The organism is Streptomyces sp. NPDC018019, assembly GCF_044327805.1.
Taxonomy (GTDB): domain Bacteria; phylum Actinomycetota; class Actinomycetes; order Streptomycetales; family Streptomycetaceae; genus Streptomyces.
In genome coordinates this window covers 61,692-87,257 of sequence record NZ_JBIRGD010000012.1, presented here as the reverse complement: position 1 = coordinate 87,257, position 25,566 = coordinate 61,692, and the positions used below count along the sequence as shown (strand labels likewise).

The 25,566-nt window shown below is 75.5% G+C and carries 4 protein-coding genes; 1 reads left to right on the top strand and 3 read right to left on the bottom strand.

The window, feature by feature from the left end; genetic code table 11:
- Positions 1 to 55: 55 nt before the first annotated feature.
- The gene (locus ACH4FX_RS20945) at positions 56 to 1,315 is read left to right on the top strand and encodes an acyltransferase family protein (RefSeq protein WP_398481026.1); all 1,260 of its coding nucleotides are present in this window, start codon (positions 56 to 58) and stop codon (positions 1,313 to 1,315) included.
- Here the strand turns inward: ACH4FX_RS20945 and ACH4FX_RS20940 are convergent.
- Genes ACH4FX_RS20940 through ACH4FX_RS20930 form a run of 3 tightly spaced genes read right to left on the bottom strand, consistent with a single transcriptional unit; the run spans position 1,251 to position 25,557 of the window.
- Positions 1,251 to 12,518 (bottom strand): amino acid adenylation domain-containing protein, encoded by an 11,268-nt coding sequence (locus ACH4FX_RS20940; protein ID WP_398481024.1) that lies wholly within the window; start codon positions 12,516 to 12,518, stop codon positions 1,251 to 1,253. The genes ACH4FX_RS20945 and ACH4FX_RS20940 overlap by 65 nt on opposite strands.
- Positions 12,515 to 20,926 carry an amino acid adenylation domain-containing protein gene (locus ACH4FX_RS20935; RefSeq protein ID WP_398481022.1) on the bottom strand — a complete coding sequence of 2,804 codons (8,412 nt, stop codon included), beginning with the start codon at positions 20,924 to 20,926 and terminating at the stop codon, positions 12,515 to 12,517. Before ACH4FX_RS20935 ends, ACH4FX_RS20940 begins: the two co-directional genes overlap by 4 nt.
- Positions 20,923 to 25,557 carry a condensation domain-containing protein gene (locus ACH4FX_RS20930; protein WP_398481020.1) on the bottom strand — a complete coding sequence of 1,545 codons (4,635 nt, stop codon included), beginning with the start codon at positions 25,555 to 25,557 and terminating at the stop codon, positions 20,923 to 20,925. The genes ACH4FX_RS20935 and ACH4FX_RS20930 overlap by 4 nt, the downstream gene beginning before the upstream one ends.
- Between the last annotated feature and the right edge of the window lie 9 nt (positions 25,558 to 25,566).

Here is a 25,566-nt window from a genome sequence, read left to right as displayed (position 1 = left end):
CCTGTGGATCCTTCGAACCAGAAGCGTTCCTGACCAGGGCGCTTGGGGGAACAACATGAGCGAGCGCCGCTCGGGAAACAGACTTGCCGCACTCGACGGACTGCGACTGCTGGCCGCGCTGATGGTGGTCTTCTACCACTACATCGCCCTCGCCCGGCCTTGGGGCCACGCAACGGGGACGATCTTCCCGACCGCTCACAAGGCGGCCCAGTACGGGTGGCTCGGGGTGGAGGTCTTCTTCCTGATCAGCGGCTTCGTCATCTGCATGAGCGTGTGGGGCCGTACAGTGGGCGAATTCGCCGTCTCCCGGCTGACCCGCCTGTTCCCCGCCTACTGGGCCGCCATCCTGCTCACCGCGGTGGTGGTGAAGGCATGGCCGGAGGTCGCCTCCCTGCGGGGCTGGGACCACGTGATCACCAACCTGACCATGCTGCAGGGTGGCAACAACACTCCCGACATCGATCCGGTGTACTGGACGCTCTTCGTGGAGCTCAAGTTCTACCTGATCGTGGTCGTGGTCATGCTGTTCGGCGTCACCTACCGCAACTGTCTGATCCTGTGCGGGGTGTGGACGGCCGCCGCCGCCCTGGCACCGGTTCTGGGGACGCCTCTGCTCACCGCGTTCGCGATGCCGCAGTACGCGCCGTTCTTCATCGCGGGCATCGCCTTCTATCTGATGCGCCGCTACCGGACCAACGCGATCCTGTGGGCGATCGTGGTGCTGCAACTGCTGCTCGCCCAGCGTTATATCGACTACCGCCTGGCCATCAACCTCGGCAAGGCCGCCGCCGAGGCGCTGCCTTCCTGGCCCGCACGCCTCATCATCGTCGTCGGCTTCGCCCTCGTCGGTGCCATCGCGCTCGGTCATTTCGACCGTATCCAGTGGAAGTGGCTCACCACCGCTGGGGCGCTTACGTACCCGCTCTACCTCATCCACATGAACATCGGGATGACGCTCATCCATCACTTCCGCAACCGGTTCCCCGCCCCGGTCCTGGTGGCTTCGGTGACCGTGCTGATGCTGGTCGCCGCCTGGCTCATCCACCGCATCATCGAACGGCCCGTCGGGAAGTGGCTCCGCACCACCATGCGGCGCGGCATCGCCGACGTGCGCCGAAACGTCACACCCCGACGCCGCCACGCCCGGCGCCTCGTGCCGCAGTCACTCGTCGTACCCCCCGCGCCGCAGGAGGGCGAGGCCCTGCTCGTCGGCAGCTCCTGCCTGACCGGCACCAGCGACGCCCGCCCGGTCACGCCGTCGAGCGGGCGCCTTCGGGGAGGGGGAACGGCGCATCCAAATGGGGAATTGCTGTGAGGGCTGTGGTGAGGTGGGTGAGGAGGTGGGTGGTGGTTTGGGGGGTGAAGAGGTGGGTGGGGTGGATTAGGTGGCCGGTTATGCCGGCGGGCTTGTTGTTGGGGGTGCGGTGTTCGTGGAGTTCCAGGAGGAGGTCCAGTTCGGTGTGGGGGCGGTGGATCGGGGCCAGTTGGACGGTCAGGGGGGTCGGCCAGTGGGGGGTTTCGGTGCTGGGCGGGTGGTGGAGGTAGGTCAGGGCTGCTTGGAAGAGGGGGTGGTGGGAGGAGCGGGGTGGGTTGAGGAGGGTGACGAGGTGGTCGAAGGGGAGGGATTGGTGTGCGTGGGCGGCCAGTAGGCGGTCGCGTACTTGGGTGATGAGGTCGCGGGGGGTGGGGTTGCCGGAGGTGCGGGTGCGGAGGACGACGGTGTTGATCAGGCAGCCGATGAGGTTGTCGAGGCCGGGTGTGTCCCGGCCGCTGAGGGGGACGCCGACCGGGATGTCGTGGCCTGCGCCCGCGGCGGTGAGGGCGGCTGCGAAGGCTGCGTGTACGGCCATGTAGGTGGTGGCCGCGCACTGTCTGGCCACGGTCTCCAGGGCGGTGTGCAGGTGGGGGGCGATGGTTATGGGGAGTGTGGTGGGGGGAGTGGAGCCGTTCGGTGTGGGGTGGGGTTGGGGGTGGGCCCGGGGGAGGGGTAGGGGGGTTGGGAGATTTGCCAGTTCCTTGGTCCAGTAGTGGGCTGCTGGGGTGTCGGGGGTGATGGAGGGTGCCGGGAGGGTGAGGGTGTAGTCGGCGTATTGGGGGGCGGGGGCGGGCCAGGTGGGTGGGTGGCCTGCGGCGCGGGCCGTGTAGGCGGTGGCCAGGTCGCGGTGGAGGGGGGCGGCCGAGTGGCCGTCGAAGGCGACGTGGTGGATGGCCAGGAGGAGCGTGTGCCGCTGCACGCCGTGGCGGTACAGGCGGGCTCGGAGGGGGAGGTGGCGTTGGAGGTCGAAAGGGGTGGCCAGTTCGGCGGAGACCGCCGAGTCCAGGTCTGCGCCCGCAGCGAGATCGGTGGTGCGGAAGTCCGGAGGGGCGGACTCGGCGGGGAGGATGCGTTGTTCCGGGCCGTTGTCGCCGTAGGGCAGGACGGTGCGGAGGATTTCGTGGCGGGTGGTGAGGTCGGCGAGAGCCGCTTGGAGTGCGTCGGTGTCGAGCGGGCCTTCGATGGTGAAACGGAGGGCGCTGATGTAGTCGGGGCGGCCGTCGCCGAGGTAGTTGACGGTCCAGAGGCGGGCTTGGGGTGGGGCGAGGGGGATGGGGGTGGGGCGGGGGGACGAGGACGCGGCGGCCGCTCTGGGGAGTGTGGGGGCTGGGGCTCCGGGTGTGGTTCGGGTGAGGAGTTCTTCGAGGGCGAGGACCGTGGGGGCCTCGAAGAGGTCGCGCAGGGAGAGCGGGTGGTGGAGGGCGGCGCGGATACGGCCGGTGAGCTGGACGGCGGAGAGTGAGTTTCCGCCCAGGGTGAAGAAGTTGTCCGTGACACCGACCGCCGTGTCCGGGTTCAGGACTTCGCGGAAGAGGGAGGTGAGGACTTCCTGGCGGGGGGTGCGTGGTTCGGCGGGTGGCGCGGTACGGGGCGCGGGGAGCGCGGCCAGGTCGATCTTGCCGTTGGTGCCGAGGGGCAGGGCCGGGAGGGGGACGACGGCCGCGGGCACGAGGTGGCCGGGGAGCCGGGCGGCCAGACGGGAGCGCAGGGCGGTGGTGTCGAGACGGTCGGTGTCAAGGTGGCCGGTGCCGAGGTGGTCGGTGGCGGGGCCGTCGGTGCCGGGGCGGCCGGTGAGGGTGACGTAGGCGATCAGGGCGCGGCCCGTCGCGCCGGTGCCGCGGACGGTCACCACGGCGCCGGTCACCTCAGGGTCGCGGCGCAGTGCCGCCTCGACCTCGCCGGGTTCGATCCGGAACCCGTTGATCTTGACCTGGCGGTCCTGGCGGCCCAGGAAGCACAGCCGGCCCGCGGTGTCCCACCGTCCCAGGTCGCCGGTGCGGTACATCCGGCTGCCGGGCGGGCCGTACGGGTCCGCGACGAAGCGTTCCGCGGTACGTGCCGGGGCGCGGTGGTAACCGTTGGCGAGGCCCGCGCCGGCCAGGTAGATCTCGCCCGGTACGCCGGTGGGTACGGGGCGCAGGGCGGTGTCGAGCAGGCGGACCCGGGTGCCGGTCAGGGGGTGGCCGATGGGCAGGGGCGTGAGGCCGGCCGAGCCTGGGTCCTGTTGGGGGATGTCGTACCCGAGGGAGAACGTGGTGTTTTCCACCGGGCCGTAGAGGTTCGCCACGTGCAGGTGCGGGGCGGCTCGGCGGGCGCGGCGGACGGCGTCCGGCGGGACGACGTCACCGCCGGTGGAGACCCGGCGCAGGCCGCGCAGCGCCCCGGGGTCCTGGTCGGTGAGGACGTCGAAGAGGCCCGCGGTCAGCCAGGCCGCGGTGACACCGCCCGCCGCGATCACCCGCTGGTAGTCCCCGGGTTCCAGGTCGCCCGGCGGTGCCACCACCACCCGGCGCCCGGTGAGCAGCGGCATCCACAGCTCGTAGACGGTGGTGTCCCAGGAGTAGGGGGAGTGGAAGAGCACCCGGTCGTGTTCGGGGCCCTGCCACGCCGGGTCGCCCGCGCGCGCCAGGATGTTGCGGTGGGTGACCTCGACGCCCTTCGGCACGCCCGAGGAGCCGGAAGTGAACATCACGCAGGCGGTCAGGTCCGGGGGCAAGTCCCGGGAGGCCGTGGGGGCGGGGGCGCGGAGGTTGGCCGGGCTCTCCGCGCGTGCTCGGGCTTCTCGGGTTGCGAGACCGTCGTCGTCCAGGACGAGCGTGGTGCCGGTGTGGTCGAGGATCCAGCGGACGCGTTCGGCGGGGAAGCTGCTGTGCAGCGGTACGCAGACGGCGCCCAGTTTGGCCAGGGCCAGGAAGACGACGGCCACTTCGGGTGAGCGGCGGAGTGCGACGCCCACGGGAGTGCCGGGGCCGACGGCTTCGCGGGCGAGGTGCCGGGCCAGCCGGTCGGCCCGGCGGTCGAGGGTGCCATAGCTGATCTGCCGGCCCTCGTACCAGAGCGCCACCCGGTCCGGATGCGCCGCGGCCACGGCTTCGAAGGCGGTGGCGAGGGATGCGTTGTCCGGCGCGGGGGCCATCCCTTCGCTGTACCGCGGCTGTTGGGCGGGGGCTCCGGTACCGAGGCGGAGGGCGTCCGACTCCAGGGCCGGGGGCAGCAGCCGGACGCGGCCGACGGGGCGGTCGTCGCCCTGTCCGGCCAGCGCCGCGCAGGCGGCCAACAACGTTTCCCGGAGTGTGTCGGCGCCGCCGCACCAGGCGAGCGCGGCGGGGCGGACGGTGAGCCGGAAGGTGAGCCGGCTGTCGCGGGGGAGCGCCACGAGGGCCAGCGGGTAGTGCGTACCGTCGTGTACGTCGATGGCGCCGACCCGGATGCCGGCGGCGGGTGCGGCCAGTTCGTCCGCGTCGAGGGGGTAGTTCTCGAAGGCCACGGCCGTGTCGAAGAGGGAGCCGGTGCCCGCCGCTTCCTCGATGGCCGCGAGTCCCAGGTGGTCGTGGTCCCACAGGGCCGCGCGGTCCTGCTGGACGCGCCGGGCGAGGTCGGGCAGCGGGATGCCGGGGCGCAGCCGTACCCGTAGCGGAACGGTGTTCAGGAGCAGTCCGACCAGCCGCTCCGCGTCCGGCAGGGTGGCCGGGCGGTCGGCGACGGTGATGCCGAAGACGATGTCGTCCCGCCCGGTCAGGTGGGCGAGCAGCAGGGCCCAGGCGGTCTGGACGACGGTGTTGAGGGTGACGCGCCACTCGGCCGCCCGCGCCGTCAGGGCTGTGGTCATCGCCTCGGGCAGGACGAACGTGTGGCATTCGGCGGGCTCGGCCCAGCTGTCCCGGTCGTTCCGGCCGGTCCGGTCGTTCCGGCCGGTCCGGTCGGCCGGCCCGGTTTGCCCCACGTGGGTCGGGGTGCTGTCCGTGAGCGCCGTGCGCCAGGCCGCACGGGCGGCTTCGGTGTCCCGTTGGGCCAGCAGGCGCAGGTACGCGCTGTACGGGGGAGCCGGCGGGAGCGCGGTGCCGTCGTACAGGGCGAAGAGTTCCTTCAGGACGAGGGGCACCGACCAGCCGTCGAGCAGTACGTGGTGGTGGGTGAAGACGAGCCGCCAGTGGTCCTCGGCCAGCCGCAGCAGGCTGAAGCGCAGGAGCGGTGGGACGTCCGGGGCGAAGGGGCGGCGGTCCTCGCGGATCAGCTCCGTGGCCCGCTCTTCCCGCCGCGATTCGGGGGCGGGTGTGAGGTCGAGGGTGCGCCACGGCACCTCGACGGTGGACGGTACGGCCAGCATGGGCTGGTGTGCCCCGGCGTCGGTCAGGAAGGCGCCGCCGAGGTGGGGGTGCCGCCGTAGCAGGGCCTCGGCGGCGGTGCGCAGTCGGTCGGGGACGAGGGGGCCGGTCAGGTCGAGGGTGAGTTGGACGAGGTAGGGGTCGGGGTGGGAGCCCGGGGAGTCGGGGGACGGGGAGCCGGTGGCTTCCGCGCTGGGCGCCGCTTCCGTGCCGTACAGCGTGTGGAACAGCAGCCCCGTCTGGAGCGGGGAGAGCGGCAGCAGGTCGGCGAGTCCGCCGTGGATGGCTTCCAGGGCGGCCAGCCGGGCGGTGTCCACGCGGACCAGCGGGAAGTCCGACGGCGTCCGCGGGACCGCACCGGCCGGTGCGCCGCGGTGGCGTACGAAGTGGCGTACGAACGCGGCCAGGACGGTGTGCCAGGAGTCGGCCAGCGTGCCGACCGCGTCGGCGTCCAGCACGCCGTCCGGCCAGGTCCACACCGCGCGCATCCGCGGGCCGTCCGGGCTCTGTTCGACGAAGATGTCGACGGAGAGCGCGTGCGCGACCGGCAGCGCGGGGTCCGCCTCGCCGCGGAAGCTGCCCGGCTCCAGCTCCCAGTCGCCCGGCTCCTGGGTGTCGAAGCGGCCCAGGTAGTTGAAGGCGATGGCGGCGGGGGTGATGCCGTCGAGCCGTCCTCCGGGTCGGCGGAGCAGGCCGTGGCCCGCGCCGCGGTGGGGCACGGCGCGCAGCTGCTCGGTGACGTGCCGGGCGGCGTGGGCGAGCCCGGCGCCGTCCGTGCGCATCGCGTCCCAGTCCTCGACACGGGCGTCCAGTAGCACCGGATACAGCACGGTGAACCAGCCGACCGTCCGCGAGACGTCCAGGCCGGACGGTACGTCCAGGGCGGCCGACCCGTCCGGGACGGTCACCCCGTCCCGGGTGAACGCCCCACCCCCTCCCGACAGTTCGCCCAGATCGACGTCCCGGCCGTGGCCCTCGATGTCGACCAGCACCGGGCCGCCCGAGGCGTTGCCCGGCCACCGGTGCAGCGCCACGGACAGCGCGGCCAGCAGCACGTCGCGGGTCGTGGTGCGGAAGGCGTCCGGCACCTCGGCGAGCAGCGGTGCGGTCTCGTCGGGGCCGAGCGTCGTGCTGAGCGTCTCGGTGGCGGCGACGGTGTCCCGAGCCGGGTCGAGCGGACGGCTGCCGACCGGACCGCCTGCGCGGGCGGCCAGAGCCCGCCACCACTCCGCCTCGGCCTGGAGGCTCGGCGCCTCGGCCGCCGCCCGCAGGGCCAGTGCCCAGGTCCGGAACGGCACGGGCACAGGCGGCAGTTCGGCCCGCCCGCCGCGTACGGCCGCGGTGTGCGCCGCCGCCAGGTCGGGCAGCAGGATGCGCCAGGAGACGCCGTCCACCGCGAAGTGGTGCACGACCAGCAGCAGCCGCCCCTGATCCGGTGTGTCCGCGTCGAACCAGACGGCCCGCAGCAGCACGCCGGATGCCGGGGCCAGGCGCCTGCGCGCCTCGCGGCGCTGCTCGTCGATCAGCCGGTCCAGGCCGGCCCGGTCGGTAATGCCCTCGCGGGCGAGGGAGACGCGGTGCAGGACGGCGTCCGCGCGTACGGTACCCGGCGGCGGGACCGTGAAGCGCCACGGTGTCTCCGCCGGGCCGCTCCACCGCATCCGCAACGCGTCGTGGTGGTCCAGCAGTTGTTGCAGCGCGGCTCGCAGAGTGTCGATCGTGGCCGTACGGGGCAGTCGGCACACCACGGACTGCGCGAAGCCGTCCACCGGGCCGCCGAGCGAGGCGAGCCAGTCCATGATCGGGGTGGCCGGCAGTTCGCCGAGGGCCTGGTGCGCGGTGCCGTCCGGTACGGCGGCGGGAACGGATCGGCCGGCCGCCGTGGCGAGGGCGCGCACGCTCTGGTGGGTGAACACGTCCCTGGGACTGATCAGTACGCCGCCGGCGCGGGCCCGGGTGACCAGCTGGACGGCGAGGATGCTGTCGCCGCCGAGCTGGAAGAAGCCGACGTCGGGATCGATCTCCGCCCTGCCCAGGACCGAGCGGAAGAGGGACGTGAGCAGGTCCTCGACGGCCGACGACGCGTCCGGCGACGCCACCGGCGACGCGGGCGCCACCGGAGCGCCCGGAACCGGAGCGCCCGGCGCCAGGGCCGGGGCAGAGGCCCGGCTCGGCAGCCCCAACCGCCCTTCCTCCTCCGGCTCCAGCACGCGGATCGCCTCGTACGGCCGTTCCGGCGCGTCCAGGACACCCCGCACCAGCCGGTGCAGCGCGCCCACGATCAGCTCGGCCGTCTCCCGGCGGAAGGCGTCGGCGGCGTATTCGAGGACGCCCTCGATACGGCCGTCACCGCACTCCGTGAACTCGAAGAGCAGCGCGAACTTCGCCATCGCCCGGTCCAGGGGGAGCGGCGAGCAGTCGAGGCCGGGCAGCCGCAGCGCGGTCCGCTGCCGCCCGTGCATCGTGATCATGACCTGGAAGAGCGGGTGCCGGCCCAGGGCGCGGGGCGGGTTGACCGCCTCCACCACCCGGTCGAACGGCGCCTGGTGCGCGAACGCCCGGATGTCGGTGTCCCGGACGCGGTCGAGGACGGCGGCGAAGCCGGGGCCGCCGGACAGGTCGGTACGCAGGACCAGGGTCTGCGCGAAGAAGCCGACCAGGTCGTCGAGCACCGGCTCGGTACGGCCGGCCGTGACCGTGCCGACGGGGATGTCCGTCCCCGCGCCCAGCCTGCCGAGCAGGCACGCCACGGCCGCGTGCAGGGCCATGAACGTCGTGGCCCCGCGGTCCGCGGCGAGCCGGGCCAGACGGGTGCCGAGTGCGGCGTCCAGCGTGAAGCTCACCGTGTCGCCGGGGTGGGCGGGCACCGGGGGCAGAGGGTGGTCCGCCGGGAGTGGGAGGTGCACCGGTGAGTCGTGCAACGCCGTTCGCCAGTGCGCCAGTTCGGCCGACAGGGTGCTGTCCGGGTCGTCCTCGCCGCCCAGTGCGTCGCGCTGCCACAGTGTGAAGTCGGCGTACTGCAAGGGCAGGGGCGGCAGTGCCGGGGCGCGCCCGGCCGAGCGTGCCTGATAGGCGGCGGCCAGATCGCGGAGCAGGGGGCGCAGCGCGTGTTCGTCGGCGGCTATGTGGTGGACGACGAGGAGCAGGACGTGGGCGTCGGGGGCCAGGGTGAACAGCGTTGCCCGCCATGGAACGTGACGCTCCAGGTCGAAGGGCGCGCGGGCCTGCGCCGACAGGGCGGCGGGCAGACCCTCCTCCGTCGTCGGCAGGACGGTGAAGGGAGCGTCGGGGGCTTCCAGAACGTGCTGGCAGGGCTCGCCGTCGGTGTCCGGGAAGACGGTGCGCAGACTCTCGTGGCGGTTCTGCACATCGGTGACGGCGGCTCGGAGCGCCGCGGTGTCCAGCGGTCCGGAGAGCCGGGTGGCGAGCGGGATGTGGTACGTCGACTCCTGGCCGCCCAGCCGGTGCAGGAACCACAGGCTGCGCTGGGCGTACGAGGCGGGAATCCGCGCCGGGCGCGGGCCGGCGGCCGGGCGGGCCGGTGCCGCCTCCCGGGAACCGCCCGGTGCGCCGCCGATCAGCGCCGCCACCCCCGCGACCGTCGGATGCCGGAAGAGGTCGCGTACCGAGAGCGTGGCGGGCAGTTCCGCGCACAGCCGCATGACGAGCCGGTTGGCCAGCAGCGAGTCGCCGCCGAGCGTGAAGAAGTTCGCGTCGACACCGAAGGACGGCAAGGACGGCAAGGACGGCGGGGCGACGGGCCGGGGTGCGGACTCCGCCGGCGCGTCGTCCGCGCTGGTGTCCGCGCCGGCCGCGGTGTCCGGCACCGCGCCCAGCACCTCGCCGAACAGCCGGTGCACGGCCGTCTCCAGCTCACCCGACGGCGCCCGGCCGGAACCCGTACCCGGGCCCGCGCCCGGTCCCGTCCCCTTGGCGCCCCTCCCGTCCGATGCCGGGTGCAGGGCGCGCAGCGCACGCTCGTCCAGCTTGCCGTTGACGGACAGCGGGAACGCGTCCACCACGACGAACGCGGACGGCACCATATGGCCGGGCAGCACCCGCGCCGCCCGCTTCGCCACCTCGTCCGGGTCCGGCGGGGCGCCGTCCGCCACCAGGTAGGCGACGAGGCGGCGGTCGCCCGGACCGTACGCCGTGGCGAGGACGGCGGCGTCCGCGACGCCGGGCAGCTCCGCCAGCCGGGCCTCGATCTCGCCCGGCTCGATGCGGAACCCGCGGATCTTCACCTGCCGGTCGGCGCGCCCGAGGTGTTCCAGGCTCCCGTCGGCCCGGCGGCGCGCCAGGTCACCGCTGCGGTACATCCGGCTGCCGGGCGGGCCGGACGGGTCGGCGACGAACCGCTGGGCGGTGAGCCCGGGGCGGTGCAGATAGCCGAGGGCGACACCGGGCCCGGCGACGTACATCTCGGCCGGGACGCCCGGCGGGACCGGCCGCAGCGCGGCGTCCAGCAGGTGTACGCGCAGGTCGGGCAGCGGCCTGCCGATGCCGGCGAGGGTGCCGGTGGCCGCCGGGGAGTCCAGCGGCCCGTCGGTGACGTGGACGGTGGTCTCGGTGATGCCGTACATGTTGACCAGGCGGGGCGCGTCGTCCGCGTGCCGGGTGTACCAGCCGGCCAGCCGCCAGGGCTCCAGCGGCTCACCGCCGAAGACGACGTGGCGCAGCCGCAGCCGGGCGCCCACCTCCGGGCGCGCCGCGTCGGCCTCGGCGAGCTGGGTGAACGCCGACGGCGTCTGGTTGAGCACGGTCACCCGCTCGGCCACCAGCAGGTCCAGGAACTCGGCGGGCGAGCGGGTGACGTCCTCGGGCACCACCACCAGCCGGGCGCCGTGCGCCAGGGCGCCCCAGATCTCCCAGACCGAGAAGTCGAAGGCGTAGGAGTGGAAGAGCGTCCAGGTGTCCGTGTGGTCGAAGCCGAACCGGGCGGTGCTGTGGGTGAGGAGGCGGACCACGTTGTGGTGGGTGACCAGCACGCCCTTGGGGCGGCCGGTCGAGCCGGAGGTGTAGATGACGTAGGCGGGGTCGGCCGGGCGGGGCAGCTGCCGGGCGCCGGAGTCCCCGCCGTCCGCCGGGGCTTCGGCGTCCGGCCGGACCACCGGCACGCCGTGCGTGTCCGGCGCGCCCGGGTGCGGCTCGGCGATCAGCAGGGCCGGCGCCGCGTCGGCCAGCGTCGCGGTCAGCCGGTCCGGCGGGGACGCGGGGTCGAGGGGAAGGTAGGCGGCGCCGGTCCGCAGGACGGCCAGGAGGGCCACCACCAGGTCCGTCGAGCGGGGCAGCGCCACCGCCACCAGCCGGCCGGGCCCCGCGCCCCGGGCGCTCAGGGCGCGGGCCAGCCGCTCCGCGCGGGCGTCGAGCGCGGCGTAGGTCAGCCGCCGCTCCCCGCAGACCACCGCCGTCGCGCCGGGCCTGGCGGCGATCTGCCGGGCCACGAGACCGACGAGGGTGCCGGAGGCGGTGGCCGGGCGCGGGGCGGCGGATACCTCCCCGGCGCCCGGAGGGCCGGTGCGCAGCGCGCCGACCCTGGTGCCGTCCGGGCACTCCGCCACCGCCGCCGCCAGTTCCAGCAGCCGCCCCAGCTGGGCCTGCGCGTCGTCCGGGCCGTAGCGGCGCCCGCCCGCGTCCACGTCCACGCGCAGGTCCGGTTCGCCGTTGTGGTAGACGCCCACGGTGAAACCGTCGGTCAGGCCCGGCGAGATCTCGTGCACGGTGGCCGGGATCCCGCCGAAGTCCAGGTCCCGGTCCATCGACATCATGTTGAGCCGGGGCCCGATGACCCGGTGCTCGTCGAGGAGGGCGTCGGCGTCGCGGAGCATGTCCTCCAGGCGGTAGCGCTGGTGGCGCAGGATCTCCCGGGTCTCCGCGGCGACGGCCCGTACCAGGCTTTCCACGGACGCCGCCGGATCGACGTGCACGCGCAGCGGCAGCACGTTGGAGACCGTGCCCAGGGTCTCCCGGCGCAGGCGGCCGTTGCGGGCCGGCACCGCCAGGCCGAGCACGATGTCGCGGTGCCCGGTGTCGGCGTGCAGTGCCAGGGCGACCGCCGCCGAGAAGACCGACGGCCAGCGCTCCCCCCACTCCTCGGCCCGCTCCCGTACCCGCGCCCAGCGCCCGCGCTCCAGCCGCGCGCTGCACCGCAGGTGCTCCGCCGCGTCCGGGGAGACCGGACCGGCGGAGAACTGCGGCGCCTCGCCGGCGCCGGCCAGCCGCTCCGCCCAGAACGCGGCGTCCTCGCGGAACCGCGCCGACCGGCGGTACGCGCGGTCCTCGTCGACGAGCGTGTCCAGCGAATCGAACCGGCCGCCGGGCAGCGGCTCACCGGCGCGCAGCGCCGTGTAGGCGGTGGCGACGCGGCGGATCAGGGCCGCGATGGACACGCCGTCGATCAGCAGGTGGTGCATCTTGACGCACCACAGGTACTCCGCCGTGCCCGTCCTGATCAGGTGGTGGTCGAAGGGCGGGGCGGCGGTGAGGTCGTACGGGACCTCGTAGGCGGCGGCGATGTACTGCTGGGCCGCGGCGGCCGGGTCGGGATGGCCGCTGACGTCCGTCCGGTGCGGCGGCCGGCCGGCGGCCGGGTCGGCGAGCTGGACGATGCCCTCCGGCGTCCGCTCGAAGCGCACTCGCAGCGACTCGCTGGCGGCCATGACCGAGCGCAGCGCCCGTTCGAAGAGGTCCTCGTCGAGCGGACCGTGCAGCCGGACGTACTGCCCCACGTTGTAGCGCCGCCCGGTGGGGTCGAGTTCATGGCCGAACCAGATGCCGGACTGGGCCGCGGTCAGCGGCCACCGCCCGACTGCCGCGCCGCGCGGGCGGGTTGCCGCACCGTCCGCGCGGTCCGTGGCGCCGTCCGTCCCGTCGGTCATGGTGTGCGGTTCCTCTCGTGCGGGGGCCGCGCGTCGAGCGTGCGCAGCTCGGCGGCCAGCACCCGGCCGATCTCGGCGAGCGCGGCGGGACTGCCCAGGTCGGGGTGGGCGAAGTCGCTGTGGTGCACCGTGACGCGGCCTTCGGTGACGTACGGGGCCCACAGGTCGGGGGAGAGCGCGGGGGCGGGGTCCGGCACCTCCCGGCGGGCGGCGACGAACAGCAGGTCGCCGGCGAACTTCCCGGGGCGGAAGGCCGCGGCGAGGGCGATGTTGTTGCGGTAGACCGCCCCCATGGCGAGCAGCTGTTCCGGGCGGATGCCGGAGAGCGGGTTGTCGGTGGTCCGGACGATCTCCAGGAACCGTTCCGGGGTCAGCTCGCCGGAATCCGACCACGCGCCGGGGCCCTCCGTACCGGCGGGCAGCCCGGCGTAGTCCAGCAGCGCGCCGTACAGCGCGCGTTCGCCGCCGAACGCCTCGGCCGGCGGCAGCCCGGGGACATCGGCCGGCACATACGCGTCGAGCAGCGCCAGCAGGCGGACCGTCTCGCCCTGTTCCTGAAGGGCGGTCGCCATGGCGTGGGCGACCATCCCGCCGTACGACCAGCCGAGCAGGTCGTACGGCCCGGTGGGGGCCACCGTGCGGATCTCGGCGAGGTAGTCGGCGGCCATCTCCTCGACGGAGCGCGGGAGTTGCGCCTCGCCGTCCAGGCCGCGGCACTGCAACGCGTACAGCGGGCGCTCGGAGCCCAGGTGCCGCAGCAGGGCGGCGTACATCCAGCCGACGCCACCCGCCGGGTGCACGCAGAACAGCGGCGGCGGGCCGTCGCCGGTGCCGCCCGGCGCACGGACCGGGCGCAGCGGAAGCAGGGTGTCGAAGGCCAACGGCCGCTGTTCGTCCGTACCGAGGCGTTCGGCGAGCGCGGCCACGGTCGGCGCGGCGTACACCACCGAGGTGTCCACCCGACCGGCGCCGGCCGTCTCCAGCCGCCGGGCCAGCCGGGTGGCGAGCAGCGAATGCCCGCCCAGCTCGAAGAAGTTGTCGTCGATGCCGACCGACGGCAGGCCGAGGGTTTCTGCGAACACCGCACACAGCCGGCGTTCCCGCGCGGTGCGCGGCTCCCGCCCGGCGGTGCCGGCGGAGAGGTCCGGGTCGGGCAGCGCCGCGTGGTCGGTCTTGCCGTTGGGGGTACGGGGCAGCGCGGGCAGTACGACGACGGTGGCGGGCACGGCGTACTCCGGCAGTGTGCCGCGCAGGGCGTCCAGCAGGGTGCCCGGCAGCCGGGCGAGACCGGCCGCGGCGGCCGGGTCGTGGACGGTGTCCTGGCCGGTGTCCTGGCCGGGGAGGTGGACGTCGCGGAACCGTTCGGCGTCGCCCGGCACCAGCACCACGTCGAACTCGCCCGCGACGGCGGACGGTGTCGCCAGCACGCGGCGGCCGAGTTCCGGGCCCAGGCCGGCCAGGTACTCCGGGTGGACGCCGGGCGCGGCCGGCGGATCGCCGAGCGCGTCGGACCGGCTGCCGAGCGCGCCGACCCGGCTGCCCGGCGGCGCGGCCAGCAGGGCGTTCCGGAGCGCCGTGTCGGCGGCGAGCCGGGCGTCCGGGATGCCGCACACCCGTACGGGCACCGGGGCCGCCGCGCGCAGCAGCGCCGCCAGCTCTTCCGGGGTGCGTACGTCGGTGCCCCACCGCAGCCGGGTGGCATCGCCGACCGGCACCACCCGGGCGTCGGCGTCCTTGTGGAGCGTCACGTCGTAGCGGTAGCGGGTCAGTTCGTTGTCGCGGCGGCCCGGCTTGAGACGGATGTCGGCTCCGCCGAAACCGTCCAGGGTGCTGAAGAACTCCGGCGCCACGGCCAGCTCTTCATCGAGGAGCGTGCGCCGCCCGGCGGCGAGCAGCACCGCGGAGACCGGGGCGGCGGGCGCCGCGGCGCGGTGTTCCGCGGCGGTGAACAGCCGCTCGCGCAGCCGGGCGTCGCGGACGTCGCCGAGGAACAGCGCCCCGCCCGGCGCCAGCAGCTCCCGGGCGCCGTCGACGACCCGCAGCAGGTAGTCCCGCGAGGGGAAGTACTGGATCACCGAGTTGAGCACCACGACGTCGAACGCGCCCGGCTCCAGGCCGGAGAAGTCGTGGGCCGCCTGGTGCCGCACCTCGGTGCGCTCCGCCAGCTCCGGGCTGCGGGCGAGGTCGGCCCGCAGTCCCTCGACCGCCGGGCGGGAGAAGTCGGTGGCCACGTACCGGTCGCAGTGCGGAGCCAGGCCGGACAGGATCAGGCCGTTGCCGGCGCCGATCTCCAGGACCCGGGACGGCCGCAGCGCCCGGATGCGCCGTATCGTCGCCGCCCGCCACTCCAGCATGTCCTCGACGGGGATGGGCGAGCCGTCGTACGTGCTCCGCCAGCCCGAGAAGTCCGCCTCGAAGGGCTCGCGCCGTTCCGCCGCGCGGTCGTCGGTGCGCAGGTCCGCGTAGAGGGATTCCCACTCCCGGAGGAGTTCGGCCTCGGTGGCGGTGCGGGAGCCGGCCTCGCCGTGGTGCCGTGCGGGGACGACGTAGGCGACGAGCCGGGTGTCCCCCGGGGCGCCGGTCCACGGCCGGACCGCCGCGCCCGCGACGGCGGGGTGGGCGGTCAGCGCGGCCTCGGTCTCGCCCGGTTCGACGCGGAAGCCGCGTATCTTGACCTGCCGGTCGGTGCGGCCGAGGAACTCCAGCTGCCCGTCGGCGTTCCACCGGGCCACGTCGCCGGTGCGGTACATCCGGCCGCCGGACGCGAACGGATCGGCGACGAACCGCTCGGCGGTCAGCGCCGCCTGCCCGAGGTACCCCCGGGCCAGTGCGGACCCGCCCAGGTACACCTCGCCCGGCCGGCCGGGGCCGACGGGGCGCAGCGCGGTGTCGAGCAGGTGGACCACGGTGCCGTCGACCGGGCGGCCGACGGGTGCCCCGCCGTCGGGCGGGAGGGCCGCGGTGGTCGTCGCCACGACCGTGGCCTCGGTCGGGCCGTACGCGTTGACCAGCGGATGGTGCGCCGCCCAGCGCGCGGCCAGGGCGGCGGGCAGCACCTCGCCGCCGCACCGGATCACGGTGCCCGGGGGCAGGCTCTCCCCGGGGGTCAGGACGGCCAGGACGGAGGGCGGCAGGCACACGCCGGTGATCCGCTCCCGGTGGACCAGGTCCGTCAGCGCGCGGCCCGGACGCAGCCGGTCCCCGGGCGCCAGCACCAGGGTCGCGCCGCTGGTGAACGCCTCGAAGAAGTCCATCAGTCCGGCGTCGAAGCCGGGCGAGGCGAATTGCAGGACGCGGTGTCCCGGCCCGGCGCCGATGGCCGGGACGGTGCTGTGCAGCACCCCGGGCAGCCCGCCGTGCGGCACCACGACCCCCTTGGGGCGGCCGCTGGTTCCCGAGGTGTGGATGAGGTAGGCGGGGTGGCCGGGGAGCAGCGGGGCGGTCCGCGCGGCGTCGTCCAGTGGCCCGGCGGACCGTCCGGCGATCGCCCCGGCGGCCTCGGCGTCGTCGAGGACCAGCCGCGCGATGCCGTCGAGCGGGGCCGCCGCGGCGTGCTCCCGGTCGGTGACCACGAGGACCGGGCGTGCGTCGTCCAGCAACAGCCGCAGCCGCTCGTCGGGGTGGCCCGGGTCGAGGGGTACGGCGGCGGCGCCCGCCTTGAGCACCGCCAGCAGGGCCACGGCCAGTTCGGGCGACCGGGGCAGCAGCAGCCCGACGCGGCTCTCGGGCCCGGCGCCGCGCGCGACCAGTTCCCGGGCGGTCCGGTTGGCGCGGGCGTGCAGGCCGGCGTAGCTCAGCTCGGTCCCGGGGCCGTCCTCCCCGCCCGCCCACCGTACGGCCGGTGCGTCCGGCGTACGGGCCGCCTGGGCTTCCAGCAGTGCGGTGAGGGTGGTCCGGGGCACGGTGGCGGCGCCGCCCCGGTGGGCGGCCACCGTGGCGTGCTCGTCCGCGTCGAGCAGGTCGAGGGCGGCGAGCGGGGTGTCCGGCGCCGTGCTGAAGGCGGTGACCAGCCGCAGCAGCCGGGCCAGCATCCGGTCGACGGCCTCGCGGGTGAAGACGTCTGGCCGGTAGAGGAAGTTGAACTCCAGCCGGCCGTCGCGCGGGATCGCCATCAGCGACAGCGGGTAGTGCCCGGCGGTCTCGCTCGCGGCCGCCGTGATCTCCACCCCCGGCAGGGCCGCGCGCAGGTCACCGGCGGGCGGGAAGTTCTCGTAGACGAAGGCCGTGTCGAACAGCTCGTCGGCGCCGACCGCGCGCTGGATCTCGGTCAGGCCCACGTGGTGGTGCGCCAGCAGCCGGGACTGCTCCTGCTGGACACGCCGCAGCAGGGCGCCCAGCGTCTCGCCCGGCGCGGTCCGGATGCGGACCGGCAGGGTGTTGATGAGGAACCCGACCATCGTCTCCACTCCGGGCACTTCCGGCGACCGCCCGGAGACGATCGTCCCGAAGAGCACGTCCGGGCGTCCGGTCCACTCCGCGAGCAGCAGCCCCCAGCAGCACTGGAGGAGCGTGTTGACGGTGACGCCGTGCCGCCCGGCGAACTCCGTGACCGCGTCGGACCGCTCCCGCGTCATCGTGTGCACGAGCCGGGTGGGCCACACCGACGTACGGTGCACCCCCGGCGGGGCCAGCAGCGTCGGCCGTGGCACCCCGTCGCCCCCGGCGCCCAGCGCCTCGCACCACGTACGGAGCGAAGCCTGCCGGTCCTGGCGGTGCAGCCAGCCGAGGTAGTCGCGGTACGGGGTGGGGGCGGGGAGCCCTTCCGGGGTGCTGTAGAGGGCGAACAGCTCCGGCAGGAACAGCTGGTTGGACCAGCCGTCGAGCAGGATGTGGTGGGCGGTGGTGAGCAGCCGGTAGCGGTCCGCGCCCAGCCGCAGCAGGGTGAAGCGGATCAGCGGCGGGTCGGCGGGGTCGAAGCGGGTGCGCCGCCCGGCCTCGGCGATCCGGCCCGCCTCGGCCCGCTGCTCCGGCTCGGGCAGCCCGGCGAGGTCCACCTCCGCGAAGTCCGGGCCGCGTTCGGGGACGATCTGGACCGCGCGGCCGGACGGCAGCTGCACGAAGCCCGCCCGCAGGTTGGGGTGGCGCCGGCACAGCAGGTCACAGGCCCGGCGCAGCGCCGCCACATCGAGGTCCCCGGTCATGTCCAGCGTCATCTGCATGACGTAGGCGTCCTCGCCGTCCCGGTCGTACCGGCCGTGGAAGAGCAGCCCTTCCTGGAGCGGGGTGACCGGCAGCACCTCCGTGGCGGTGGGGAACCGCCGTGCCAGCCAGTCGCGTTCCGGGGCGTCGAGGCGGACCAGCGGTTCCCGCGGCGGTTCCGGGACGGCGGGGGAGCCGGGCGCCGCCACGGCGGTCTCCTGGGGCGGGGGCGCGTACGGGACGGCCACCTCGGCCAGTCCCGCCGGGGTCTTGTGCTCGAAGACGTCCTCGGGCGAGATCACCCACCCCGCTTCGCGCGCCCGCCGGACCAGTTTGATCGACCGGATGCTGTCCCCGCCGACGGCGAAGAAGCTGTCCCGCGCGCCGATGTCGGACCGGCCCAGCACCTGGGCGAAGACCTGCCGCAGGGTGTCCACGGCGGTGGCGGGGGCCGCGGGACCGCCGGTGCCGCCGGTTGCGGGCAGCGCCGCCGCGCGGGCCTGGAGGGCCGGCCGGTCGGTCTTGCCGTTCGGGTTCAGCGGCAGCGCGTCCACGAGGACGAGCCGGTCCGGAACCAGGGGAGCGGGCAGCTCGGCGGCGAGCCGTTCGCGCACCGCCTCCGGACCGGGCCGGTGCCCCTCGGCCGCGACCGCGAACGCGGTCAGCCGCCGGTCGCCCTCGCCGTCGTCGGTCGCCACCACCGCGGCGGCGGCCACCTGGGGCAGCGCCGCCAGCCGGGCCTCGATCTCGCCCAGTTCGACGCGGTGGCCGCGGACCTTGACCTGGTGGTCGGTGCGGCCGAGGAACTCCAGCTGCCCGTCGGCGTTCCACCGGGCCAGGTCGCCCGTACGGTACATCCGCCCGCCCGGCGGCCCGAAGGGGTCCGCGAGGAACCGTTCCGCGGTCGGTCCCGGCCGGCCCGCGTAGCCGCGTGCCAGGTAGTCGCCGGCCAGGTACAGCTCGCCGGTGTGCCCCACCGGCACCGGCCGCAGCGCCGCGTCCAGCACATGGCAGCGGAGGTTGGCGACCGGCCTCCCGATGGGCGGCGGCGTGGTGTCACCGGGCTGCTGGGGCGGGCAGCGCCAGGAGGTGGCGTAGACGGTGACCTCGGTCGGGCCGTAGATGTTGTGGACCGTCGCCCCGGGGGAGCGCCGCTGCACTTCGCGGACCAGCTCGGCGCTCAGCGGCTCGCCGCAGAAGACGTAGTGGCCGGCGCGTTCGCGCACCCACGCGGCCGCGATGACCTTCCGGTAGACCGACGGCACGGTGTTGATCAGACTCCCCGACCAGTCCGGCATGTCGAGCAGGGACAGCAGGCTGCCGGCCAGCTCCACGCTGCCGCCGGTCATCAGCGGGACGAGGATCTCGAACACCGACATGTCGAAGCTGAGCGAGGTCGCGCCGAGCACCCGCGTGAAGGCGTCCGGCCCCAGCGCGTCGGCGGACCAGCGGGCGAAGTGGTGCACGGCGCGGTGGGTGACGGCCACGCCCTTGGGCCGTCCGGTGGAGCCGGACGTGTAGATGACGTAGGCGGCGTTGCCGGGCCGTACGGAGGGGGCCGGGAGCGGGTCGTCGGAGGCGGCGGCCATGGGAGCTTCGAGGAACACGGCCGGCGGGGCGCCGTCGGGCAGGTGTTCCGCCTGTTCCCCGGTGGTCAGGACGGCCCGGGGCCGCGCGTCGTCGAGCAGGAAGGCGATCCGGCCCGCCGGGTACGCGGGATCGACGGGCAGGTACGCCGCACCGGCCAGCAGCACGCCGAACACGGCGACGACCATGTCCGGCGTACGGGGCAGCAGGACGGCCACCAGGTCCTCGGGGCCGACGCCCTGCCGCCGGAGCCGTCCGGCGAGCCGGGTGGCGCGCGTGTGCAGGCCGGCGTAGGTGAGCGTCCCGTCCCGGCCGCGTACCGCCACCGCGTCGGGAGCACGGCGTACGGCCGCCGCGAACGCCGCGGTCACCGTCGAGTCCGGCACGGTCCGGGCGGTGGCGTTGCACTCCGTTTCGAGGAAGCGCAGTTCGTCCGGGGTGGCGAGGTCGAACCGGCCGACCGGGACGTCCGGCGCGGCCAGCAGCCGCGCCAGCAGCCGGGGCAGCCGGTGCCCGGCTCCGCGGTCCTCCGGCGCGGCGCCCTCCCGTACCTCCAACCGCCAGTCGCCGTCGGCTGTTTCCCGGGCGCGGACCGACAGCCCTTCGCCGGGCGCGCCCCACGTGCGCACGACCGTGCCCGCGGTCCCGGTGGCCGGCTCGAAGGCGGCGACCGCGCCGTAGCCTGCCGGGGCGCTCCACGGCAGGTCGGTGTCGGCGAGGAACCGGTGCCGCCGGGCGCGGCGCAGCGCGGCACCGGCCCGCTGGGCGACCTGGCCGAAGCAGAGGTCCGGGGTGACGGTGAGCCGTACCGGGACCAGGGCCGCGCCGCCGGGGCCCGCGGGCGCCGTCCAGTGGCCGAGCACCAGGTCGCGGGCGCCCGTACGGCGGTGGACGTGCACCGCCAGCGCGGCCAGCAGGACGGCCGCCGGGCCGCCGCCGCTGCGCCGGGCGGCCCGCGCGAGGTCGCCGGGCGCGGCGCCGAGCGGTACCAGGTGGCCGGCCCGGTCCGCGGCGGGTGACGGCGTGCTGTCCGGGACGGGCCGCACCGCCGGCACCGGGCCGGGCACGCCCGCCAGCAGTCCGCGCCAGTACCGGTGGTCGGCCGCGCGGCCGGGCGAGCGCCGGTACGCGTCCTCCTCGGCGATCCGGGCGGCCGGACCGGCCGCGGGGAGCGGCGGCGCCGTCCCGCCCGCGGCCACGGCGGCGCAGTGCTCGCCCACCCGCGCGGCGAACGCGGCCGTCCCCGCCTCGTCGAGGACCAGCCGGTGGAAGCGCTGGAACCAGCCGAGCCGGCCGCCGGGCAGCAGGAACAGGGCTACGCGGTGGGCCGCGCCGGTGAAGGGGTCCAGGGGGCGGGCGAGTTCGGCCTCGGCCCATGCCGTGACCGCGGCTTCCCCGTCTTCCGGTTCCGTACGGAAGTCGATCTCGGGAATCTCCGCCGCCGCGTCCGGGTCCGAGTCCGGGACGGGACACTGCACCGGACCGTCCGCCTCCCACCGGAAGACCACCCGCAGGGCCGCGCACTCGGCCACGGTGCGGCGCAGGGCCTCGCGCAGCGCATCCGGCCGTACCGCCTCCCCGGCAACGAGGTACTGCGCCAGGCAGTCGGCCGTCCGGTCCCGGCCGTCCAGCAGAACGGCGTGCTGGGCCGCGGTCAGCGGCAGCGGAACTGACGTGGTCATGGGGTCCTCGTTCCGGTGGCCGATGGGGCGGACTGGGCGGACGGGGCGGTACCGGAGGCCGGGTTCTCGTCCTCGTCCAGGCACTCGGGTGCCACGTCGTGGACCGGGAGGTCCGGTGCGGCCAGCAGGCCGGTGAGCAGCCGCCGGAGGCCGGCGGCCAGTGCCGCGGCGGTGGCGGTGTCGAACAGTCCGGGCGCGAAGGCCAGCACCAGGACCGTGCCGGTGCCGCTGTCGTCGGCGCGCCAGGAGAGGGCCAGTTCGGCGGCTCCGGCAGGAGTGGTGCCGGCGGCCGGGCGGAGGCCGTCGCAGCGCACCAGCGGGCCCGGCCCGCCAGCGGCCGGGGACGGCGCCGCGCCCCCGACCCTGGCCAGCAGTGTGGCGAACCCCGGCTCGTCTCCCAGACCGACCAGCAGCGGACCGCCGGGCGTCCCCAGCGACACCTCGTCCTGCCCGCTCACCCAGGCCAGCAGGACGATCCAGCCCGTGAGCAGCGCGAGGTGCAGACCGCCCTCGGGGACCGCGCCGCCGCTCCCGCGGCGCACCGCGAACGCGGCCAGCCCGTCGGCCAGTTCGGCGTCCAAGGGTTCCTCGACCGTGGCGCTCGGCGTGGGTGGCGGGCCGCCCGGCTGCCGCGGCCGGTCCGTGGGCACCGGCAACGCGTGAACCGGCGCCGGTACGGCCGCCAGGGGCACCTCCGGGGCCAGCAGCGCGGACAGCCGGCAGCCGCCCGCGTCCGGCACCGCCAGCCGGCGCAGCAGCGCCGTGTACTCCTCGACGAGGCCGGCCGCCGTCCCGGCGGTGAACAGCTGGGTGCTGTACTCCAGGCAGGCGTCCATCGCCGCGTCGCCCACGCGGTCCGAGGTCACCAGCGTCAGGTCGAACTTCGCGGTGCCCTCCGGCATCCCGCCGAAGCGGTTGACGGGGGTGTGGTCCACGTCGAAGTACCCGACCGAGGCGCCCTCCATCTGCTGGACCGGCGGCAGGTCCTGGTGCACGTAGAACACGTCGAACAGCGGGGCGCGGCCGAGGTCGCGCTCCCCGCCCAGCGCGTGCACCACCCGGTCGAACGGGATCTCCTGGTGCTCCATGGCCTCCGCGACGACGGCCCGTACGCCGTGCAGCACGTCGCGCAGCGCCGGGTCGCCGGACAGGTCGGCGCGCAGGGCGACCGTACTGTTGAAGAAGCCGATCAGGTCCCGGAGCTCGCTCCGGTTGCGGCCCGTGGTGGGGGTGCCGACGACCAGGTCGCGCTGCCCGCTGCGGCGGGCCAGCAGCAGGTACAGGGCGGACAGCAGCACCACGAACAGGGTCACCGACTCGCGGGCCGCCAGGTCCCGCAGGGCGCGCATGTCCGCGGCCGGGACGGTGAACGTGTGCAGCGCGCCCGCGAAGTCCTTGCGCGCCGGGCGCGGATGGTCCGTCGGCAGTTCCAGCGCGGGCGCGTCGTCCAGCACCCGCTTCCAGTAGTCGAGTTCGCCGTCGAGGGCGGCGGACCGCAGCAGTTCGCGCTGCCAGTGGGCGTAGTCGCGGTACTGGACGGGGAGCGGCGCGAGGCGTGGCGGGCGGCCCTCCCGGCACGCCGCGTACAGCTCCGGCAGCTCCCGCGCGAAGACCTTCGGCGACCCGCCGTCGTTGACGGAGTGGTGCATGGTCACCTGGATGACGTGCTCCTCCGCGGCCAGCCGGACGACCAGGACCCGGACCAGCGGGTCCGCGGCGAGGTCGAAGCGGTGTTCCGCCGCCTCGCGCACCAGCTCCCGGGCCGCGGCGGCCGGGTCGGGCGCGGCCCGCACGTCGGCGTACCGGAAGAAGTCCCCGAGCCGTTCACGGACGCGCAGCACGGGCGCCCCGTCCACCTCGGCGAAGTTGGACCGCAGCACTTCGTGGCGGGCGGCCAGGCCCTCCCACATGCCGCGCACCGCGGCCACGTCGAGCGGGCCGCGGACGTGGCTGACCATCGGCAGGTTGTAGAGCGTGGTGTCCGCGTCGAGCTGGTGGTGGAACCACATCCGCTCCTGGCCGAAGGACATCACCAGGGCGTTCTGGGGCACCACCGGGGGCAGTGGCGCGCCGGGCGGGCCCGCCGGTGCGGCGGTCGCCCCGGTGAGCAGGCCCGCGAAGCCGGCGACCGTGGGGTGCTCGTACACGTCCAGCAGCTTCGGGCGGAACCCGTAGCGCTCCTCGACCCGTTCGACGAGCTGGAGGGCGATGATCGAGTTGCCGCCCAGCGCGAAGTAGTCGGCGTCGGCGGCGATCTCGTCCTCGGCGCCCAGCAGCTCGGCGAAGACGGTACGCAGCCAGTCCGCCGCGTCACCGGGCGGCGCCCCGTGCGCCGGGGCGCCGGACGCCCCGCGGTCCGGGAGGCGTGGTGCCGGAGCCGGGGGCGGCGCTTCCGGGGCCCGCGCCGGGCTCGTCCAGCACCGGGTGGGGATCATCGGGTGCCCCGGCAGCCGCAGCCGCCGCGCGGGCGGGGCCGTCGCGCCGTGCGCCTGTACGGAAAGCGCCGGTACCGCGGACCAGTCGAGGTCCAGCCCGCGTTCGTAGAGGCCGCCGAGCACCCCCAGCAGGCCGCTGTCCGCGTCGGCCACCAGCACCTCGGCGTCCGCCCGCCCGGCCAGATGCGGGGCGAGCAGGGCGCCGAGCCCGCCGCCGGGGGCGGGCTCCACGAAGACCACCGGTCCGTCCGACAGCAGCCGGTCGGCCACCGCGCGCAGCTTCCCGGCATCGACCGGCGGTACGGCCGTCCCGGCGTCCGGCGGCAGTTGCCCGGGGTGGGTCAGCTCGCCGCGCAGCTGCCGTGCAAGGTAGCGCGATATCCCGCCGCTGAGTACGGCGTCGATCCGCACCCCGCAACGCGCCAGCGCCCGGTGCGCCGCCAACTGCCCGGCGAGATAGCCGTGGTCCGGCGCCAGCGGCGCCAACTCGTCGGGCAGCGCCTCGGGTTCCACTCCCGCGGGCCGGGCGCCGGGCGACAGCAGCAGCGCGACCCGGGGTGCCGCGGGCCCGGCGACGCCCGCTGCCCGGCCCCCGGCGGACGGCGTCGCCGCCTGCCGCTCCGCCCGCTCGGCGAGCCGCCGGGCCAGCTCCTCGGTGTCCCGGGCCGGTACGGCGATGCGGTGCTCGTAGTGGGTGCGCCCGCTGTTGAGGGTCAGGGTCACGTCGGCCAGGCGCGGACGGCGCTCGTGCAGTGCGCTCACCATGCGGTCGCACAGCGTGGCCAGCGCCTCCCGGCTCCGGGCGGAGACCGCGACCAGTGTGGGCGTGCCGCGGTCGGCCGCCCCCGGCTCCGCGTCCCGCTCACCCCAGGACGGCGGCTGCTGCACCACGCAGTGGGCGTTGACGCCGACCAGGCTGAACGAGCTGACCCCGGCGAGCCGGTCCCGTCCCCGGTCCGGCCACGGGCGCGTTTCGGTGACCACCTCCAGACCGGCGGCTTCGAGATCGACGCCGCCGGTGGCGCGGGTGAAGTGCAGCGACGGGTACAGCTCGCCGTGCCGGACGCTGAGCACCGCCTTCACCAGGCCCGCGATACCGGCTGCGTGATCCAGGTGACCGATGTTCGTCTTCACCGAGCCGATCGGGAGCCGGGGGAGCCGGGCGACGGCGCCGTCGTCCCCGTCGCCCCCGTCGCCGCCGCCCCCGCCCGCGCGGCGCGGCGCGAACGCGGCGGTCATCCCCTCCAGTTCGACCGCGTCGCCCAGCCGGGTGCCCGACCCGTGTGCCTCCAGGAAGCCGGCGTCGGCCGGATCGGCACCGGCCGCGCGCCAGGCCCGTGCGATCACCCGGGCCTGTGCCGCCGCGCTCGGGGTGCTGAGGGTGGCGGCGGCCCGCCCGTTGTGCAGGACGGCGCTGCCGCGGAGCACCGCGTGTACGGGCGCGCCGTCCGCGCGGGCGCGCCCCAGTGTGGTGAGCAGCAGCACCGCGCCGCCCTCGCCGGACACCGTGCCGTCGGCGTCCGCGTCGAAGGCACGGCAGCGCCCGGTCGGGGACACCAGCTCGTCCAGCCCCGCGGCGTCCCGCGCGGGCAGCGCGCCGCAGCGGACGCTGACGCCGCCCGCGAGGGCGTACTCGGCGTCCCCGGCGGCCAGTTCGCGGCTCGCGTGGTGGACGGCGATCAGCGAGCTGTTGCAGCCGGTGTCGATCGCGTAGCACGGCCCGGCCAGTCCCAGGACGTGGGCGATGCGCGCGGGCAGCCCGAAGGAAACGTTGCCCAGAGAGCTGAGCGCGCCCGGTTCGGCGGCGGGCGCGCCGTAACTGGAGACGGCCGAGCTGAGGACGACGGCCACCGCGTGCTCCCGCAGGCCCGCCGGGGCGTACCCGGCGTCCTCCACCGCCTCCTGCGCGAGCACCAGGGCCAGGCGCTGCTGCGGGTCCATCAGGGTCGCCTCGCGGCGGGAGAAGCCGAAGAAGGCGTGGTCGAAGCCGGTGATGTCCGTGAGGTGGCCCATGGGCAGGTGGTCCGCGGCGGGGTCCAGCCCGGTCGCCGCCGCGCGGGCCGCGGGCGGCGGGCCCACGGAGTCCCGGCCGGCGCGGAGGTTGGCGCGGAACTCCGCCAGGTCGTCCGCGTCGGGGAAGCGCAGACCGATGCCGACGACGGCGATGTCGTCGTCCCGGGCCGGGCGGCTCGTCATGTGCTCTCC